This is a genomic window from Pseudomonas sp. efr-133-TYG-23 (assembly GCF_030209215.1).
Taxonomy (GTDB): domain Bacteria; phylum Pseudomonadota; class Gammaproteobacteria; order Pseudomonadales; family Pseudomonadaceae; genus Aquipseudomonas; species Aquipseudomonas rhodesiae.
In genome coordinates, this window is the sequence record NZ_JARVSL010000035.1 from 80,956 (window position 1) to 97,943 (window position 16,988).

Annotated in this window: 27 protein-coding genes; 1 reads left to right on the forward strand and 26 read right to left on the reverse strand. The window is 55.1% G+C overall.

Annotated elements, in window-relative coordinates:
- Nucleotides 1-22: 22 nt before the first annotated feature.
- The gene (gene uvrA / locus QRN41_RS22310; RefSeq protein WP_034100993.1) at nt 23-2,857 is read left to right on the forward strand and encodes an excinuclease ABC subunit UvrA; all 2,835 of its coding nucleotides are present in this window, start codon (nt 23-25) and stop codon (nt 2,855-2,857) included.
- Nucleotides 2,858-2,923: 66 nt separating this feature from the next.
- Here the strand turns inward: uvrA and bfr are convergent, their stop codons facing one another.
- From bfr to rplB, 26 genes are all read right to left on the reverse strand, one after another.
- Entirely contained in the window at nt 2,924-3,388 is a 465-nt protein-coding gene (bfr, locus tag QRN41_RS22315) for a bacterioferritin (RefSeq protein WP_003176400.1), read from the reverse strand.
- 155 nt (nt 3,389-3,543) lie between these two features.
- A complete protein-coding gene (locus tag QRN41_RS22320; RefSeq protein WP_094066834.1) occupies nt 3,544-4,992 on the reverse strand; it encodes a catalase in 1,449 nt (482 codons plus the stop codon).
- Between the two features lie 238 nt (nt 4,993-5,230).
- Nucleotides 5,231-5,617 (reverse strand): 50S ribosomal protein L17, encoded by a 387-nt coding sequence (gene rplQ, locus QRN41_RS22325; protein WP_003176402.1) that lies wholly within the window; start codon nt 5,615-5,617, stop codon nt 5,231-5,233.
- Nucleotides 5,618-5,658: 41 nt separating this feature from the next.
- The gene (locus tag QRN41_RS22330; protein ID WP_003176403.1) at nt 5,659-6,660 is read right to left on the reverse strand and encodes a DNA-directed RNA polymerase subunit alpha; all 1,002 of its coding nucleotides are present in this window, start codon (nt 6,658-6,660) and stop codon (nt 5,659-5,661) included.
- Between the two features lie 22 nt (nt 6,661-6,682).
- Entirely contained in the window at nt 6,683-7,303 is a 621-nt protein-coding gene (gene rpsD / locus QRN41_RS22335) for a 30S ribosomal protein S4 (RefSeq protein ID WP_003176404.1), read from the reverse strand.
- Between the two features lie 18 nt (nt 7,304-7,321).
- A complete protein-coding gene (gene rpsK / locus QRN41_RS22340) occupies nt 7,322-7,711 on the reverse strand; it encodes a 30S ribosomal protein S11 (RefSeq protein WP_002555466.1) in 390 nt (129 codons plus the stop codon).
- Nucleotides 7,712-7,741: 30 nt separating this feature from the next.
- Nucleotides 7,742-8,098 carry a 30S ribosomal protein S13 gene (gene rpsM / locus QRN41_RS22345; RefSeq protein WP_003194635.1) on the reverse strand — a complete coding sequence of 119 codons (357 nt, stop codon included), beginning with the start codon at nt 8,096-8,098 and terminating at the stop codon, nt 7,742-7,744.
- Between the two features lie 129 nt (nt 8,099-8,227).
- Nucleotides 8,228-8,344 carry a 50S ribosomal protein L36 gene (gene rpmJ / locus QRN41_RS22350; protein ID WP_002555468.1) on the reverse strand — a complete coding sequence of 39 codons (117 nt, stop codon included), beginning with the start codon at nt 8,342-8,344 and terminating at the stop codon, nt 8,228-8,230.
- 27 nt (nt 8,345-8,371) lie between these two features.
- On the reverse strand, nt 8,372-9,700 hold the full coding sequence (secY, locus tag QRN41_RS22355) for a preprotein translocase subunit SecY (RefSeq protein WP_003176406.1): 1,329 nt from the start codon (nt 9,698-9,700) through the stop codon (nt 8,372-8,374).
- On the reverse strand, nt 9,701-10,138 hold the full coding sequence (rplO, locus tag QRN41_RS22360; protein WP_034139513.1) for a 50S ribosomal protein L15: 438 nt from the start codon (nt 10,136-10,138) through the stop codon (nt 9,701-9,703).
- A 3-nt stretch (nt 10,139-10,141) separates the two neighbouring features.
- Nucleotides 10,142-10,318, reverse strand: coding sequence for a 50S ribosomal protein L30 (rpmD, locus tag QRN41_RS22365; RefSeq protein WP_003176408.1), 177 nt, complete (start codon nt 10,316-10,318; stop codon nt 10,142-10,144).
- Nucleotides 10,319-10,320: 2 nt separating this feature from the next.
- Nucleotides 10,321-10,821: a 30S ribosomal protein S5 gene (gene rpsE / locus QRN41_RS22370; RefSeq protein WP_010566852.1), complete on the reverse strand. Its 501-nt coding sequence runs from the start codon at nt 10,819-10,821 to the stop codon at nt 10,321-10,323.
- A gap of 3 nt (nt 10,822-10,824) precedes the next feature.
- The gene (gene rplR, locus QRN41_RS22375; protein WP_003186037.1) at nt 10,825-11,175 is read right to left on the reverse strand and encodes a 50S ribosomal protein L18; all 351 of its coding nucleotides are present in this window, start codon (nt 11,173-11,175) and stop codon (nt 10,825-10,827) included.
- A 10-nt stretch (nt 11,176-11,185) separates the two neighbouring features.
- On the reverse strand, nt 11,186-11,719 hold the full coding sequence (gene rplF, locus QRN41_RS22380; protein ID WP_003176412.1) for a 50S ribosomal protein L6: 534 nt from the start codon (nt 11,717-11,719) through the stop codon (nt 11,186-11,188).
- A gap of 12 nt (nt 11,720-11,731) precedes the next feature.
- Nucleotides 11,732-12,124, reverse strand: coding sequence for a 30S ribosomal protein S8 (gene rpsH / locus QRN41_RS22385; protein WP_010566853.1), 393 nt, complete (start codon nt 12,122-12,124; stop codon nt 11,732-11,734).
- Between the two features lie 208 nt (nt 12,125-12,332).
- Nucleotides 12,333-12,638: a 30S ribosomal protein S14 gene (gene rpsN, locus QRN41_RS22390; protein ID WP_003176414.1), complete on the reverse strand. Its 306-nt coding sequence runs from the start codon at nt 12,636-12,638 to the stop codon at nt 12,333-12,335.
- A gap of 13 nt (nt 12,639-12,651) precedes the next feature.
- Nucleotides 12,652-13,191: a 50S ribosomal protein L5 gene (gene rplE, locus QRN41_RS22395; protein ID WP_003194642.1), complete on the reverse strand. Its 540-nt coding sequence runs from the start codon at nt 13,189-13,191 to the stop codon at nt 12,652-12,654.
- Between the two features lie 22 nt (nt 13,192-13,213).
- The gene (gene rplX / locus QRN41_RS22400; RefSeq protein WP_007896770.1) at nt 13,214-13,528 is read right to left on the reverse strand and encodes a 50S ribosomal protein L24; all 315 of its coding nucleotides are present in this window, start codon (nt 13,526-13,528) and stop codon (nt 13,214-13,216) included.
- An 11-nt stretch (nt 13,529-13,539) separates the two neighbouring features.
- A complete protein-coding gene (rplN, locus tag QRN41_RS22405) occupies nt 13,540-13,908 on the reverse strand; it encodes a 50S ribosomal protein L14 (protein WP_002555479.1) in 369 nt (122 codons plus the stop codon).
- A 23-nt stretch (nt 13,909-13,931) separates the two neighbouring features.
- The gene (gene rpsQ, locus QRN41_RS22410) at nt 13,932-14,198 is read right to left on the reverse strand and encodes a 30S ribosomal protein S17 (protein ID WP_003176419.1); all 267 of its coding nucleotides are present in this window, start codon (nt 14,196-14,198) and stop codon (nt 13,932-13,934) included.
- A 2-nt stretch (nt 14,199-14,200) separates the two neighbouring features.
- Nucleotides 14,201-14,392, reverse strand: coding sequence for a 50S ribosomal protein L29 (gene rpmC, locus QRN41_RS22415; RefSeq protein WP_002555481.1), 192 nt, complete (start codon nt 14,390-14,392; stop codon nt 14,201-14,203).
- Nucleotides 14,392-14,805: a 50S ribosomal protein L16 gene (rplP, locus tag QRN41_RS22420; protein ID WP_003176421.1), complete on the reverse strand. Its 414-nt coding sequence runs from the start codon at nt 14,803-14,805 to the stop codon at nt 14,392-14,394. The genes rpmC and rplP overlap by 1 nt, the downstream gene beginning before the upstream one ends.
- A 12-nt stretch (nt 14,806-14,817) precedes the next feature.
- Entirely contained in the window at nt 14,818-15,504 is a 687-nt protein-coding gene (rpsC, locus tag QRN41_RS22425) for a 30S ribosomal protein S3 (protein ID WP_003176422.1), read from the reverse strand.
- A gap of 13 nt (nt 15,505-15,517) precedes the next feature.
- Nucleotides 15,518-15,850 carry a 50S ribosomal protein L22 gene (rplV, locus tag QRN41_RS22430; RefSeq protein ID WP_003103908.1) on the reverse strand — a complete coding sequence of 111 codons (333 nt, stop codon included), beginning with the start codon at nt 15,848-15,850 and terminating at the stop codon, nt 15,518-15,520.
- 11 nt (nt 15,851-15,861) lie between these two features.
- Nucleotides 15,862-16,137 (reverse strand): 30S ribosomal protein S19, encoded by a 276-nt coding sequence (gene rpsS / locus QRN41_RS22435; RefSeq protein ID WP_002555486.1) that lies wholly within the window; start codon nt 16,135-16,137, stop codon nt 15,862-15,864.
- Between the two features lie 16 nt (nt 16,138-16,153).
- Nucleotides 16,154-16,978 (reverse strand): 50S ribosomal protein L2, encoded by an 825-nt coding sequence (rplB, locus tag QRN41_RS22440; protein ID WP_167418232.1) that lies wholly within the window; start codon nt 16,976-16,978, stop codon nt 16,154-16,156.
- Nucleotides 16,979-16,988: the final 10 nt, after the last annotated feature.

The following is a 16,988-nucleotide window of genomic DNA, read 5'->3' on the forward strand; positions in this document are numbered from 1 at the left end:
ACGCCCGCCGTGCGAGGCCATCTTGGACAAGATCCTGATTCGTGGGGCTAGAACCCACAACCTGAAGAACATTGACCTGACCCTGCCACGGGACAAACTGATCGTGATCACCGGCCTGTCGGGGTCCGGCAAATCGTCTCTGGCCTTCGATACGCTGTATGCCGAAGGTCAGCGTCGTTATGTGGAGTCGCTGTCGGCCTACGCCCGCCAGTTCCTGTCGATGATGGAAAAGCCTGACGTCGATACCATCGAAGGTCTGTCGCCAGCCATTTCCATCGAACAGAAGTCGACTTCCCATAACCCCCGTTCCACCGTGGGCACCATTACCGAAATCTATGACTATCTGCGCCTGCTGTATGCGCGGGTAGGTATCCCGCGCTGCCCGGACCACGACATTCCTCTGGAAGCCCAGACCGTCAGCCAGATGGTCGACCTGGTGTTAGCGCAGCCCGAAGGGGCCAAGCTGATGCTGCTGGCGCCGGTGATCCGCGAGCGCAAGGGCGAACATCTGTCCGTATTCGAAGAGCTGCGCGCCCAGGGTTTCGTGCGAGCTCGCATCAACGGCAAGCTCTATGAACTCGATGAAGCACCGAAGCTCGACAAGCAGAAGAAGCATTCTATCGATGTTGTCGTCGATCGCTTCAAAGTGCGGGCGGACTTGCAGCAACGCCTGGCGGAATCGTTTGAAACTGCACTGAAACTGGCGGACGGTATTGCCCTGGTCGCACCGATGGATGACGAACCGGGCGAAGAAATCATCTTCTCCGCGCGCTTTGCCTGCCCGATTTGTGGCCACGCCATCAGCGAGCTGGAACCCAAGCTGTTCTCCTTCAACAACCCCGCCGGCGCCTGCCCGACCTGCGATGGTCTGGGGGTCAAGCAATTCTTCGACATCAAGCGCCTGGTCAATGGTGAGTTGACCCTTGCCGAAGGCGCGATACGCGGCTGGGATAGGCGTAACGTCTATTACTTCCAGATGCTCGGTTCGCTGGCCTCCCACTATAAATTCAGTCTGGAAGTGCCGTTCAACCAACTGCCAGCGGACCAGCAAAAGGTCATCCTAAATGGCAGCGGCTCGCAGAATGTCGACTTCAAGTACTTGAACGACCGAGGCGATATCGTCAAGCGTTCTCACCCGTTTGAAGGCATCGTGCCGAATCTGGAGCGCCGCTATCGCGAGACCGAATCGGCGAGCGTGCGCGAAGAATTGGCGAAGTTCCTCAGCACCCAGCCGTGCCCGGATTGCCGGGGTACGCGCCTGCGACGCGAGGCGCGTCATGTGTGGGTTGGTGAAAAAACCCTGCCGGCGGTGACCAATCTGCCGATTGGCGATGCCTGTGAGTACTTTGGTGAGCTCAAGCTCACCGGACGGCGCGGGGAAATTGCCGACAAGATTCTCAAGGAAATTCGTGAGCGTTTGCAGTTCCTGGTTAACGTCGGCCTGGACTACCTTTCGCTCGATCGCAGCGCGGACACGCTGTCCGGCGGTGAAGCCCAACGGATTCGCCTGGCCAGTCAAATCGGCGCAGGCCTCGTGGGTGTGCTTTATATCCTCGATGAACCGTCGATTGGTTTGCACCAGCGCGACAACGACCGGTTGCTGGGCACCTTGAAACACCTGCGCGATATCGGTAACACGGTGATTGTGGTCGAGCACGATGAAGATGCGATTCGCCTGGCGGATTATGTGGTCGACATCGGACCGGGCGCAGGCGTGCATGGCGGACATATTGTCGCCGAGGGCACGCCGGCCGAGGTCATGGCTCACCCGGATTCGCTGACCGGTAAGTACCTTTCGGGTCGAGTAAAGATCGAAGTCCCGGCCAAACGCACACCGCGTAACAAGAAGATGGCCCTGCACCTCAAGGGCGCGCGTGGTAATAACTTGCGCAATGTAGACCTGGAGATTCCACTGGGCCTGCTTACCTGCGTGACAGGTGTTTCCGGGTCAGGCAAGTCGACGCTGATCAACAACACGCTATTCCCCCTCAGTGCCACCGCCTTGAACGGCGCGACCACTCTGGAAGCGGCGGCACACGACAGCATCAAGGGCCTGGAACATCTGGATAAAGTGGTCGATATCGACCAGAGCCCTATTGGTCGCACGCCGCGCTCTAACCCTGCAACTTACACCGGGCTCTTTACCCCGATTCGCGAACTGTTCGCTGGGGTTCCGGAGTCGCGCTCCCGCGGCTACGGGCCTGGCCGGTTCTCGTTCAACGTCAAGGGTGGCCGCTGCGAAGCCTGCCAGGGCGATGGCTTGATCAAGGTAGAAATGCACTTCCTGCCGGACATCTACGTGCCCTGCGATGTATGCAAGAGCAAGCGCTATAACCGCGAGACCCTGGAGATCAAATACAAGGGCAAGAGCATCCACGAAACCCTCGAAATGACGATCGAGGAAGCGCGGGAGTTCTTCGATGCAGTTCCGGCACTGGCGCGCAAGCTGCAGACTTTGATGGATGTAGGCTTGTCGTATATCAAGCTCGGACAGTCGGCTACTACCCTGTCCGGCGGTGAGGCGCAACGGGTGAAGTTGTCTCGCGAACTATCCAAGCGCGATACCGGCAAGACTTTGTACATCCTGGACGAGCCGACCACCGGCCTGCACTTCGCCGATATCCAGCAACTGCTGGATGTGCTGCACCGACTCCGTGACCATGGCAATACCGTGGTAGTGATCGAGCATAACTTGGATGTGATCAAAACGGCCGACTGGCTGGTGGACCTCGGGCCGGAAGGTGGCTCCAAGGGTGGCCAGATCATCGCAGTGGGCACGCCGGAGCAGGTCTCCGAGATGCCTCAATCCCACACGGGTTACTACTTGAAACCTTTGCTGGCACGCGATCGGGCCTGATTTATCCGGCGCAATAAAAAGCCCCTGTCACCTCATTGGGTGACAGGGGCTTTTTCGTACCGGAAATCAGAACTGCGATTGCAGGTAGTTTTCCAGACCAATCAGCTTGATCAGACCCAGCTGTTTTTCCAACCAGTAGGTGTGATCTTCTTCAGTGTCGTTCAACTGCACACGCAGAATTTCGCGGGTGACGTAGTCGTTATGCTGTTCGCATAACTCAATGCCCTTGCAGAGCGCAGCACGAACTTTGTACTCAAGGCGAAGGTCGGCGGCGAGCATGTCAGGTACCGTCGTGCCCACATCCAGATCATCAGGGCGCATACGTGGCGTTCCCTCGAGCATCAAGATGCGGCGCATCAGCGCATCGGCGTGCTGTGCCTCTTCTTCCATTTCATGGTTGATACGCTCGTAGAGCTCGGTAAAGCCCCAGTCTTCGTACATGCGCGAATGGATGAAATATTGGTCACGAGCTGCCAGTTCGCCCGTCAGCAACGTGTTGAGGTAATCGATTACGTCGGGGTGACCTTGCATCGCCCTACATCTCCCTGCTTGAAAGTCTGTAGTTTGAACCATGATGACCCGGAGGTCACGAGACCAACGGCAGAAAAGTGAAGATTTATCGCGAAAAGTAGCTGAAATAACGCAAAAACCGCCCAAATGAGGGCGGTTCTGCTTCTCGTTTAGAGTCAGTTAAGCGATACACCCAGCGCCTTTGCGATTGCTTCTCCGTAAGCGGGGTCTGCTTTGTAGAAGTGTCGCAACTGACGCTCAACGACATCACCCGAAACCCCGGACATAGCACCAGCAATGTTGTTGGTGAGCAGAGCTTTCTGCTCATCGCTCATCAGCCGGAACAGCGCACCGGCGTGGCTGTAGTAGTCGGTATCTTCGCGATGATCGTAGCGGTCCGCCGCACCACTCAATGCCAACGCGGGTTCAGCATATTGAGGCGCTTGTTTCGGCGCGTCGGAATAGCTGTTCGGTTCGTAGTTGGGAGCCGCCCCGCCATTACTACCGAATGCCATGGAGCCGTCACGCTGGTAGCTATTCACCGGGCTGCGCGGCGCATTCACTGGCAGCTGCTGGTGGTTGGTACCGACACGGTAGCGGTGCGCATCTGCGTAAGCGAATACGCGACCTTGCAGCATACGGTCGGGAGACAACCCCACACCCGGAACCATGTTGCTTGGGCCGAACGCAGCTTGCTCTACTTCAGCGAAGTAGTTTTGCGGGTTACGGTTAAGCTCCAGCTCGCCAACTTCGATCAGCGGGAATTCCTTTTGCGACCATGTTTTGGTCACGTCGAAAGGATTTTCGTAATGAGCATTGGCCTGCGCCTCAGTCATGATCTGGATGCAAACCCGCCATTTAGGGAATTCTCCGCGCTCAATTGCATTGAACAGGTCGCGCTGCGCGTAATCGGGATCTGTTCCCGCGAGGCGCGCGGCTTCTTCCGGCGCGAGGTTCTTGATGCCTTGCTTGGTCTTGTAGTGCCACTTGACCCAATGCCGCTCGCCTTGCGCGTTGATCAGGCTGTAGGTGTGGCTACCGAAGCCGTGCATATGACGGTAGCCATCAGGGATACCGCGGTCAGAGAACAAAATCGTGACCTGATGCAGCGCTTCGGGAGAATGCGACCAAAAATCCCACATCATTTGCGCGCTTTTCAGGTTGCTTTGCGGCAGGCGCTTTTGAGTGTGGATAAAGTCAGGGAATTTCAACGGATCGCGAATGAAGAATACCGGCGTGTTGTTACCCACGATGTCCCAGTTACCCTCTTCGGTATAGAACTTCAAAGCGAAACCGCGGGGGTCGCGCTCAGTGTCAGCGGAACCACGCTCGCCACCGACCGTAGAAAATCGCAAAAAGGTAGGCGTCTGCTTGCCAACCGCTTCGAAAAGCTTAGCACTGGTGTATTGGGTGATGTCGCGGGTCACGGTAAACGTGCCGTATGCGCCCGAGCCTTTCGCGTGTACGCGGCGCTCAGGAATGTTTTCACGGTTGAAGTGAGCAAGCTTCTCGATCAGATGAAAATCATCAAGAAGCAGAGGACCACGCGGGCCGGCAGAACGAGAGTTCTGGTTATCCGCAACGGGAGCACCGCTCGCGGTGGTAAGGATTTTATCCTGGCTCATGTTCAATTTTCCTCAGGTCAGATGTGGCACTGCCGGCTAGTCGGCTTGAAGGAAGTATTGATCATCAACATGACACTGACAAATTCATTAAATCGTAAGCATCAATAGAAAATATCTACCAACAATTCCTATACTCATGGTGCCAACTGCAATTTGAGGAAGCTTGTACCCATCGCGCTTTTCTTGTGCGCACAAAAAACCGGGCACTAGGCCCGGTTTTTCGTTACAGACTGTCGTCTTACTCGGCGCTTACAGCTTCGCCAGCAGTAGCACGATCAACCAACTCGACGTACGCCATTGGCGCGTTGTCGCCAGCGCGGAAACCGCACTTGAGGATGCGCAGGTAGCCACCCTCACGGGTAGCGTAGCGCTTACCCAGGTCGTTGAAGAGCTTACCAACGATAGCTTTCGAACGAGTACGGTCGAAAGCCAGACGGCGGTTAGCCAGGCTGTCTGTCTTAGCCAAAGTAATCAGCGGCTCAGCAACGCGACGCAGTTCTTTAGCTTTCGGCAGTGTAGTTTTGATCAGCTCGTGCTCGAACAGCGACACCGCCATGTTCTGGAACATGGCCTTGCGGTGCGAGCTGGTACGGCTCAGGTGACGACCACTTTTACGATGACGCATGGTTCATTCCTTACCAAACTCACGTTCGGTGATTACGACGATCAGGCAGTCGCCTTGTCGTCCTTCTTAAGACTTGCAGGCGGCCAGTTGTCGAGGCGCATGCCGAGGGACAGACCGCGGGAGGCCAGAACGTCCTTGATTTCGGTCAAGGATTTCTTGCCCAGGTTCGGAGTCTTCAACAGTTCTACTTCGGTACGCTGAATCAGGTCGCCGATGTAGTAAATGTTTTCCGCCTTAAGGCAGTTAGCCGAACGTACAGTCAGTTCCAGATCGTCAACCGGGCGAAGCAGGATCGGATCGATCTCGTCTTCCTGCTCGATTACCACTGGTTCGCTGTCACCTTTGAGATCGACGAACGCAGCCAACTGCTGTTGCAGAATGGTTGCAGCGCGGCGGATAGCCTCTTCAGGATCCAGGGTACCGTTGGTTTCCAGATCAATAACCAGCTTGTCCAGGTTAGTACGCTGTTCGACACGGGCGTTTTCCACCACGTATGCGATACGGCGAACCGGGCTGAACGAAGAGTCAAGCTGCAAGCGACCAATGCTGCGGCTTTCGTCTTCATCGCTCTGACGCGAGTCGGCCGGTTCATAACCACGACCACGAGCTACGGTGAGCTTCATGTTCAGGGCGCCGTTAGACGCCAGGTTAGCGATTACGTGATCGGGGTTAACGATCTCGACATCATGATCCAGCTGAATATCGGCAGCGGTAACCACCCCCGAACCCTTCTTCGACAAGGTCAGCGTAACTTCGTCACGGCCGTGCAGCTTGATAGCCAGACCTTTAAGGTTCAACAGGATTTCAATTACGTCTTCCTGTACACCTTCGATGGCGCTGTACTCGTGGAGCACACCGTCAATCTCGGCCTCGACTACTGCACAGCCGGGCATTGAGGACAACAGGATGCGGCGCAGCGCGTTGCCCAGGGTGTGGCCAAAACCACGCTCGAGAGGCTCGAGAGTGATCTTAGCGCGGGTTGGACTGACAACCTGCACATCAATGTGGCGGGGTGTCAGGAACTCATTTACCGAAATCTGCATGGATGCACCTATTTTCTAGCCCTTACTTGGAGTAGAGCTCGACAATCAGGCTTTCGTTGATGTCGGCGGACAGATCACTGCGAGCTGGAACGTTCTTGAAAACGCCCGACTTCTTCTCAGTGTCTACTTCTACCCATTCTACGCGGCCACGTTGGGCACACAGATCGAGAGCTTGGACAATGCGAAGTTGGTTTTTAGCTTTCTCGCGAACTGCGACCACGTCACCAGCACGAACCTGGTAAGACGGAACGTTTACGGTCTGACCGTTAACGCTGATCGACTTGTGCGATACCAGCTGACGGGATTCGGCACGAGTCGAACCAAAGCCCATACGGTATACAACGTTGTCCAGACGGCATTCGAGCAGTTGCAGCAGGTTTTCACCGGTTGCACCTTTCTTACCAGCAGCTTCTTTGTAGTAGCCGCTGAACTGACGCTCGAGAACGCCGTAGATACGACGGACCTTCTGCTTTTCACGCAGTTGGGTGCCGTAATCGGACTGGCGACCGCGGCGTTGGCCGTGGATACCAGGTGCTGCTTCGATGTTGCACTTCGATTCGATCGCGCGCACGCCGCTCTTCAGGAAGAGATCGGTGCCTTCGCGACGAGCGAGTTTGCATTTTGGACCAATGTAACGAGCCATTCTTTACAATCTCCTGGATTACACGCGGCGCTTCTTCGGCGGACGGCACCCGTTGTGCGGGATTGGCGTCACGTCGGTGATGCTGGCGATCTTATAGCCACAGCCGTTCAAAGCACGGACAGCAGACTCACGACCTGGACCTGGACCCTTGACGTTAACGTCGAGGTTTTTCAGGCCGTATTCCAGCGCAGCTTGACCAGCACGTTCAGCAGCTACTTGAGCAGCAAACGGGGTGGACTTGCGGGAACCGCGGAAACCCGAACCACCGGAGGTAGCCCAAGAAAGCGCGTTACCTTGACGGTCGGTGATGGTCACGATGGTGTTGTTAAAAGAAGCATGGATGTGGGCGATGCCATCAACCACTGTCTTTTTAACTTTTTTACGAGGACGAGCAGCAGGTTTTGCCATGATAATTTTCCTGTCGATTCGCGGGGGCGATTACTTGCGGATCGGCTTACGCGGACCTTTACGGGTACGCGCGTTAGTCTTGGTACGCTGACCGCGTACTGGAAGACCACGACGATGACGCAGACCGCGATAGCAACCGAGGTCCATCAAACGCTTGATTTTCATGTTGATTTCGCGACGCAGATCACCTTCAGTGGTGAACTTCGCCACTTCGCCACGCAGCTGTTCAATCTGCTCGTCGCTCAGATCCTTGATCTTAGCGGCTGGGTTTACCCCAGCAACTGCGCAAATTTTCTGCGCAGTAGTGCGACCAACACCATAGATGTAGGTCAGCGAGATAACAGTGTGCTTGTTATCTGGAATGTTAACGCCTGCAATACGGGCCATTCAGTGGGACTCCAATTGACAGCTACCTACGCCCCGGAAGCCAAGAAATAGGGCGCGAGATAATATCGCTGTAATAACAAATAATCAACCCGGCAGCGCACTAGCTGCCGGGCTTCAAGCGGATCACACTCAGCCTTGGCGCTGTTTGTGACGCGGTTCCGCGCTGCAAATTACTCGAACAACACCTTCGCGGCGAATAATCTTGCAGTTACGGCACAGCTTTTTCACCGATGCACGAACTTTCATCACCAACTCCTCGAACCTTATGGGTACTCAGCGCAACATGCCGCTGCCGTAACCCTTCAGGTTGGCTTTCTTCATCAGGGATTCGTACTGGTGCGAAACGAGGTGCGATTGTACTTGGGACATGAAGTCCATCACAACCACGACCACGATCAGCAACGAGGTCCCGCCAAGGTAGAACGGAACGTTTGCTGCAACCACCAGAAACTGGGGCAACAAGCACACGGCCGTCATATATAGAGCACCGAACAGGGTCAAGCGAGTCAGAACGCCATCAATGTAGCGTGCAGACTGCTCACCTGGACGAATACCCGGAATAAAGGCACCGGACTTCTTCAGGTTTTCCGCTACGTCTTTCGGATTGAACATCAACGCCGTATAGAAGAAGCAGAAGAAAATAATCCCTGCACTAAACAGCAGAATATTCAACGGCTGACCAGGAGCGATCGACTGAGAGAGGTCCTGCAGCCAGCCCATATTTTCAGACTGACCAAACCAGGTACCCAACGAAGCCGGAAACAGCAAAATGCTGCTCGCGAAAATTGCCGGAATAACACCGGCCATATTCACTTTCAGCGGCAAGTGGCTGGTCTGCGCGGCAAAAACCTTACGGCCCTGCTGACGCTTGGCGTAATGAACAGCGATACGACGCTGACCACGCTCAATGAACACCACAAAACCGATAATCGCTACTGCCAGCAAACCGATGGCAACCAAGGCGAAGATATTGATATCACCCTGACGTGCAGACTCGAAAGACTGCCCAATCGCTCTCGGAAGACCGGCGACGATACCTGCGAAAATCAACATCGAGATACCGTTACCAACACCACGCTCAGTAATCTGCTCACCCAGCCACATCATGAACATTGCACCAGCCACAAAAGTGGACACCGCAACGAAATGGAAGCCAAAGTCACCAGTGAACGCGACACCCTGCCCGGCCAGGCCAACGGACATGCCGATAGCTTGAACCAGAGCGAGGATGACAGTGCCGTAGCGGGTGTACTGGCTAATCTTGCGACGGCCAGCTTCACCTTCCTTCTTCAACTGCTCCAGCTGCGGGCTGACGGCTGTCATCAACTGCATGATGATCGATGCCGAAATGTACGGCATGATCCCCAGTGCAAAGATGCTCATCCGCTCCAGCGCGCCGCCGGAAAACATGTTGAACAAGCTAAGAATGGTCCCCTCATTCTGTCGAAACAGGTCTGCGAGTCGGTCCGGGTTGATACCTGGAACCGGGATGTGTGCGCCTATTCGGTAGACGATAATCGCCAGGAACAGAAAACGCAGACGAGCCCAAAGTTCAGACATACCGCCTTTGCCGAGCGCAGAGAGAGCACCTTGCTTAGCCATTTATTCCTCGAACTTGCCGCCAGCTGCTTCGATAGCCGAACGCGCACCTTTGGTGGCGCCGATTCCCTTGCCGATAGTGACAGCGCGAGCCACTTCACCGGACAGCATGATTTTCACACGCTGTACGTTGACGTTGATCACGTTGGCATCTTTCAGGGTCTGCAGAGTTACGATGTCGCCTTCCACTTTAGCCAGTTCGGACAGACGCACTTCTGCGCGGTCCATGGCTTTCAGGGATACGAAACCGAACTTAGGCAGGCGACGATGCAACGGCTGTTGACCGCCTTCAAAGCCTGGAGCGATGGTACCACCGGAGCGGGAGGTCTGACCTTTGTGGCCACGGCCGCCAGTCTTACCCAAACCGCTACCGATACCACGGCCCGGACGATGCTTTTCGCGACGGGAACCCGGCGCTGGACTCAGATCATTGAGTTTCATCGATTAACCCTCGACACGCAGCATGTAGTAAGCCTTGTTGATCATCCCGCGATTCTCGGGAGTATCCTGAACTTCTACAGTGTGACCGATGCGACGCAGACCCAGACCCTTAACGCACAGTTTGTGGTTAGGGATGCGGCCGGTCATGCTTTTGATCAGCGTTACTTTAACGGTAGCCATGATCAGAAAATCTCCTGGACGCTTTTGCCACGCTTGGCGGCAATGGATTCAGGGGACTGCATAGCTTTCAAACCTTTAAAAGTGGCGTGAACCACGTTTACCGGGTTAGTCGAGCCGTAGCACTTGGCCAGAACGTTCTGAACGCCAGCAACTTCGAGGACAGCACGCATAGCGCCGCCAGCGATGATACCGGTACCTTCAGAAGCAGGCTGCATGTACACCTTCGAAGCGCCATGGGCGGACTTCATTGCGTACTGCAGGGTGGTGCCGTTCAGATCAACTTGGATCATGTTGCGACGAGCAGCTTCCATTGCCTTCTGGATCGCAGCAGGCACTTCACGCGACTTGCCACGGCCGAAGCCAACACGCCCTTTACCATCACCAACCACGGTCAACGCGGTGAAAGTGAAGATACGGCCGCCTTTAACGGTTTTGGCTACGCGGTTAACTTGAACCAGCTTCTCAATGTAGCCTTCGTCGCGCTTTTGGTCGTTATTTGACATAACTTAGAACTCCAGCCCAGCTTCACGAGCAGCATCAGCCAGCGCTTTAACGCGGCCGTGGTACTTGAAGCCAGAGCGGTCGAAAGCCACTTGCGAGACGCCAGCGGCCTTAGCACGCGTAGCGACCAGCTGGCCAACCTTTGTGGCCGCGTCGATGTTGCCAGTGGCACCATCACGCAGTTCTTTATCCAAAGTCGAGGCGCTTGCCAGGACTTTGTTGCCGTCGGCCGAGATGACCTGGGCGTAGATGTGCTGCGACGAGCGGAACACGCAGAGACGCACGACTTCGAGTTCGTGCATTTTCAGGCGTGCTTTGCGAGCGCGACGCAGTCGAGTAACTTTTTTGTCGGTCATTTGCTATGCCCTACTTCTTCTTGGCTTCTTTACGACGGACGACTTCGTCCGCGTAGCGCACACCTTTGCCTTTGTACGGCTCTGGTGGACGGAAGTCGCGGATCTCAGCAGCCACTTGACCTACCAGCTGCTTATCGATGCCCTTGATCAGGATATCGGTCTGGCTAGGAGTCTCAGCGGTGATGCCTTCCGGCAGTTCGTAATCCACTGGGTGCGAGAAGCCAAGGGCCAGGTTCAAAACCGTGCCTTTTGCTTGCGCTTTGTAACCAACACCGACCAGCTGGAGCTTACGCTCGAAGCCTTGGCTTACGCCTTGGACCATGTTGTTCACCAACGCACGCGTGGTACCGGCCATTGCGCGAGTCTGTTGATCGCCATTGCGAGCAGCGAAACGCAGCTCACCAGCTTCTTCAACGATCTCAACGGACGAATGGATGTTCAGTTCAAGAGTACCCTTGGCACCCTTCACCGAAAGCTGTTGGCCTGCGAATTTGACTTCGACACCGGCTGGCAGCTTAACGGGGTTCTTAGCGACGCGAGACATGCTTATCCCCCCTTAGAACACAGTGCAAAGAACTTCGCCGCCGACACCGGCAGCGCGCGCAGCACGATCCGTCATCACACCTTTGTTGGTGGAGACGATAGACACGCCCAGACCGCCACGAACTTTCGGCAGATCTTCAGCGGACTTGTACTGACGCAGGCCTGGACGGCTAACGCGCTTCACTTCCTCGATGACCGAACGGCCTTCGAAGTACTTCAGCTCGATGGACAGCAGTGGTTTGGTTTCGCTGCTGATCTGATAACCCGCAATGTAGCCTTCGTCTTTCAGGACTTTGGCAACAGCTACCTTCAACTTGGAAGATGGCATGCTTACGACGGACTTTTCAGCCATCTGGGCATTACGGATACGAGTTAGCATGTCCGCTAACGGGTCCTGCATACTCATGGGCTAGACGCTCCTAATACAAAAAAATTAGCCTTGCGGCTACATATGTCGCCGAGAATCTCCGAGCATAGAAAACACGGGCTCAGGCGAGCCGGGTATTCTAGACACACTCCGGAAATGAAACAAGCCCCAAAAGGGGCTTGTTCCAGATTCAAGGTCACCGGTGGTCAGTATCTTGCGATACCAATCGCCTGGACTCTGAAAGTACTTACCAGCTGGCTTTAACCAGACCTGGGACGTCACCACGCATTGCCGCTTCACGCAGTTTGTTACGGCCGAGGCCGAACTTGCGGTAAACGCCGTGTGGACGACCGGTCAGGCGGCAGCGGTTACGCATGCGCGAAGCGCTTGCGTCACGTGGCTGCTTCTGCAGAGCTACTGTAGCTTCCCAACGTGCTTCTGGACTTGCGTTCAGATCGACGATGATTGCTTTCAGTGCTGCACGCTTCTTGGCGTACTTGGCAACCGTGAGCTGACGCTTCAGCTCGCGGTTTTTCATGCTCATCTTGGCCATGGTCCTACTCCAATCAGTTGCGGAACGGGAATTTGAAAGCACGCAACAGGGCGCGACCTTCATCATCGTTCTTGGCAGTGGTGGTCAGGGTGATGTCCAGACCGCGGAGAGCATCGATCTTGTCGTAGTCGATTTCCGGGAAAATGATCTGCTCTTTCACGCCCATGCTGTAGTTGCCACGACCATCGAAGGACTTGGCATTCAGGCCGCGGAAGTCGCGAACCCGAGGCAGGGAGATCGACAGCAGACGATCCAGGAATTCGTACATACGCTCACGGCGCAGAGTTACCTTTACGCCGATCGGCCAACCTTCACGGACTTTAAAGCCAGCGATGGATTTCCGAGCGTAGGTCACAACGACTTTTTGGCCGGTGATCTTTTCCAGGTCAGCAACAGCGTGCTCGATGACTTTTTTGTCGCCGATCGCTTCGCCCAGACCCATGTTCAGGGTGATTTTGGTAACGCGCGGAACTTCCATCACGTTCCCGAGCTTAAGTTCTTCCTTAAGCTTGGGGGCGATTTCCTTCCGGTAAATCTCTTGTAGTCGTGCCATGGTCTTATCTACCTAGCAGTGTTCAAGCATCAACCGCTTTTTGGGTCGACTTGAAGACACGAATTTTCTTACCGTCTTCTACTTTGAAACCAACACGATCAGCCTTGTTGGTTTCGCCGTTGAAGATGGCGACGTTAGAAGCGTGCAGTGGCGCTTCTTTCTCGACGATACCGCCCTGTACGCCCGACATAGGGTTAGGCTTGGTATGACGCTTGACCAGGTTCAGACCACCTACAACCAGACGGTCGTCAGCGAGAACCTTCAGCACCTTACCGCGCTTACCTTTGTCTTTGCCGGCGATCACGATGATCTCGTCGTCACGACGAATCTTTTGCATGTCGGATCTCCTTACAGCACTTCTGGGGCGAGCGAGACGATCTTCATGAACTTCTCAGTACGAAGTTCACGGGTCACTGGCCCAAAGATACGGGTGCCGATCGGCTCTTGCTTGTTGTTCAGAAGAACAGCAGCGTTGCCATCAAAGCGGATAATGGAGCCATCTGCACGGCGTACGCCGTGACGAGTGCGAACTACAACAGCAGTCATCACTTGGCCTTTTTTCACCTTACCGCGAGGAATTGCTTCCTTCACGGTAACTTTGATGATGTCACCGATACCAGCGTAACGACGATGGGAGCCACCCAGCACCTTGATGCACATAACACGGCGAGCGCCGCTGTTATCGGCCACATCGAGCATGGATTGAGTCTGAATCATATAATTTCTCCGACCCCTAGTCCTTAGACTTCCACAGCGCGTTCGAGAACATCAACCAGTGCCCAAGACTTGGTCTTGGCCAACGGACGAGTTTCACGAATAGTGACTTTGTCGCCGATGTGGCACTGATTGGTTTCGTCGTGCGCGTGCAGCTTAGTCGAACGCTTAACATATTTACCGTAGATCGGGTGCTTAACGCGACGCTCGATCAGAACGGTGATGGTTTTGTCCATCTTGTCGCTGACAACACGGCCAGTCAGCGTACGGACAGTCTTTTCGGCTTCAGCCATGATCACTTACCTGCCTGCTGGTTGAGCACAGTCTTCACGCGAGCGATGTCACGCTTAACTTGCGAGAGCAGATGAGACTGCCCCAACTGGCCAGTTGCTTTCTGCATGCGCAGATTGAACTGGTCGCGCAGCAAGCCGAGCAGTTGCTCGTTCAGCTGCTGTGCGGATTTTTCACGAAGTTCATTCGCTTTCATCACATCACCGTCCGTTTAACAAAGGAGGTGGCGAGCGGCAGCTTTGCAGCAGCCAGGGCGAAAGCCTCACGCGCCAGCTCTTCAGAAACACCCTCGATTTCATACAGGACTTTGCCTGGCTGAATCTGGGCTACCCAGTATTCCACGTTACCCTTACCTTTACCCATCCGCACTTCGAGAGGCTTCTTGGAGATCGGCTTGTCCGGGAATACACGGATCCAGATCTTGCCGCCACGTTTTACGTGACGGGTCAGAGCACGACGCGCTGACTCGATCTGACGAGCGGTGAGACGACCACGAGCTACAGACTTCAGCGCGAACTCGCCGAAGCTGACTTTGCTACCGCGCTGAGCCAGACCACGGTTGTGGCCTGTCATCTGCTTGCGGAACTTCGTACGCTTAGGTTGCAACATTTGGCGTACCCCTTACTTAGCAGCTTTTTTACGAGGCGCTGGTGCTTGTGGTTTCAGTTCTTCTTGGCGACCACCAATTACTTCGCCTTTGAAGATCCAAACCTTTACACCGATCACACCGTAAGTGGTGTGAGCTTCGTAGTTGGCATAGTCGATGTCGGCACGCAGGGTGTGCAATGGCACACGACCTTCGCGATACCATTCAGTACGTGCGATTTCAGCACCGCCGAGACGACCGCTCACTTGGATTTTGATGCCTTTGGCACCAATGCGCATGGCGTTCTGTACGGCGCGCTTCATAGCGCGACGGAACATTACGCGGCGCTCCAGCTGCTGAGCTACGCTCTGCGCAACCAGCATACCGTCGAGTTCCGGCTTGCGGATCTCTTCGATATTGATGTGCACAGGCACACCCATTTGCTTGGTCAGGTCCTGACGCAGTTTCTCAACATCTTCACCTTTCTTCCCGATTACGATACCTGGGCGAGCGGTGTGGATGGTGATACGTGCAGTTTGGGCCGGACGATGGATATCGATACGGCTTACGGACGCGCTTTTTAGTTTGTCTTGGAGATACTCACGCACCTTCAGATCAGCGAACAAATAGTCCGCATAAGTCCGACCGTCTGCGTACCAGACGGAGGTGTGCTCCTTGACGATTCCCAGGCGAATGCCAATGGGATGTACTTTCTGACCCATCTCTTCGACTCCGTTACTTGTCAGCAACCTTGACAGTGATATGGCAAGACCGCTTGACGATGCGATCAGCACGGCCTTTGGCACGTGGCATGATGCGCTTCAGCGAACGCCCTTCGTTGACGAAAACGGTGCTGACCTTCAGGTCATCAACGTCTGCGCCTTCGTTATGCTCGGCGTTGGCTACGGCCGACTCCAGCACTTTCTTCATGATCTCGGCGGCTTTCTTACTGCTGAAAGCCAACAGGTTGAGCGCTTCGCCCACCTTCTTCCCGCGGATCTGGTCGGCGACCAAGCGGGCTTTCTGGGCGGAGATTCGAGCGCCCGACAACTTAGCGGCTACTTCCATTTCCTTACCCCTTAACGCTTGGCTTTCTTGTCTGCCACGTGCCCACGATAAGTGCGGGTACCGGCAAACTCGCCCAGTTTGTGGCCGACCATGTCTTCGTTAACAAGAACGGGGACGTGTTGACGACCGTTGTGTACTGCGATGGTCAAACCGACCATTTGTGGCAGGATCATCGAGCGACGCGACCAGGTCTTAACTGGTTTGCGATCGTTCTTTTCCGCCGCCACTTCGATCTTCTTCAGTAGGTGAAGATCAATAAAAGGACCTTTTTTCAGAGAACGTGGCACTGTCGTATCCCTCTATTTACTTGCGACGACGGACGATCATTTTGTCGGTACGCTTATTACCACGAGTCTTCGCGCCCTTAGTCGGGAAGCCCCATGGCGATACCGGATGACGACCACCAGAGGTACGACCTTCACCACCACCATGTGGGTGGTCAACCGGGTTCATGGCAACACCACGAACGGTTGGGCGAACGCCACGCCAGCGTTTGGCACCAGCTTTACCCAGCGAACGCAGGCTGTGCTCGGAGTTCGAGACTTCACCCAAGGTCGCACGGCATTCAGCCAGTACTTTACGCATCTCACCAGAACGCAGACGCAGGGTCACGTAGACACCTTCACGAGCGATCAGCTGAGCCGAAGCGCCAGCGGAACGAGCGATTTGCGCGCCTTTACCTGGCTTCAATTCGATGCCGTGTACGGTGCTACCAACTGGAATATTACGCAGTTGCAGAGCGTTGCCCGGCTTGATCGGTGCCAGAGCACCTGCGATCAGCTGGTCGCCAGCGCTCACGCCTTTAGGGGCGATGATGTAGCGACGCTCGCCATCTGCGTACAGCAGCAGAGCGATATGAGCAGTACGGTTTGGATCGTATTCGATACGCTCGACAATGGCAGCGATGCCATCTTTGTCGTTGCGACGGAAGTCGACCAGACGATAATGCTGCTTATGGCCACCACCAATGTGACGAGTGGTAATACGACCATTGTTGTTACGACCACCAGACTTCGATTTCTTCTCGAGCAGCGGTGCGTGAGGAGCGCCTTTATGCAGCTCCTGGTTGACCACCTTGACCACAAAACGGCGGCCAGGGGAAGTCGGTTTGCATTTAACGATTGCCATGATGCACCCC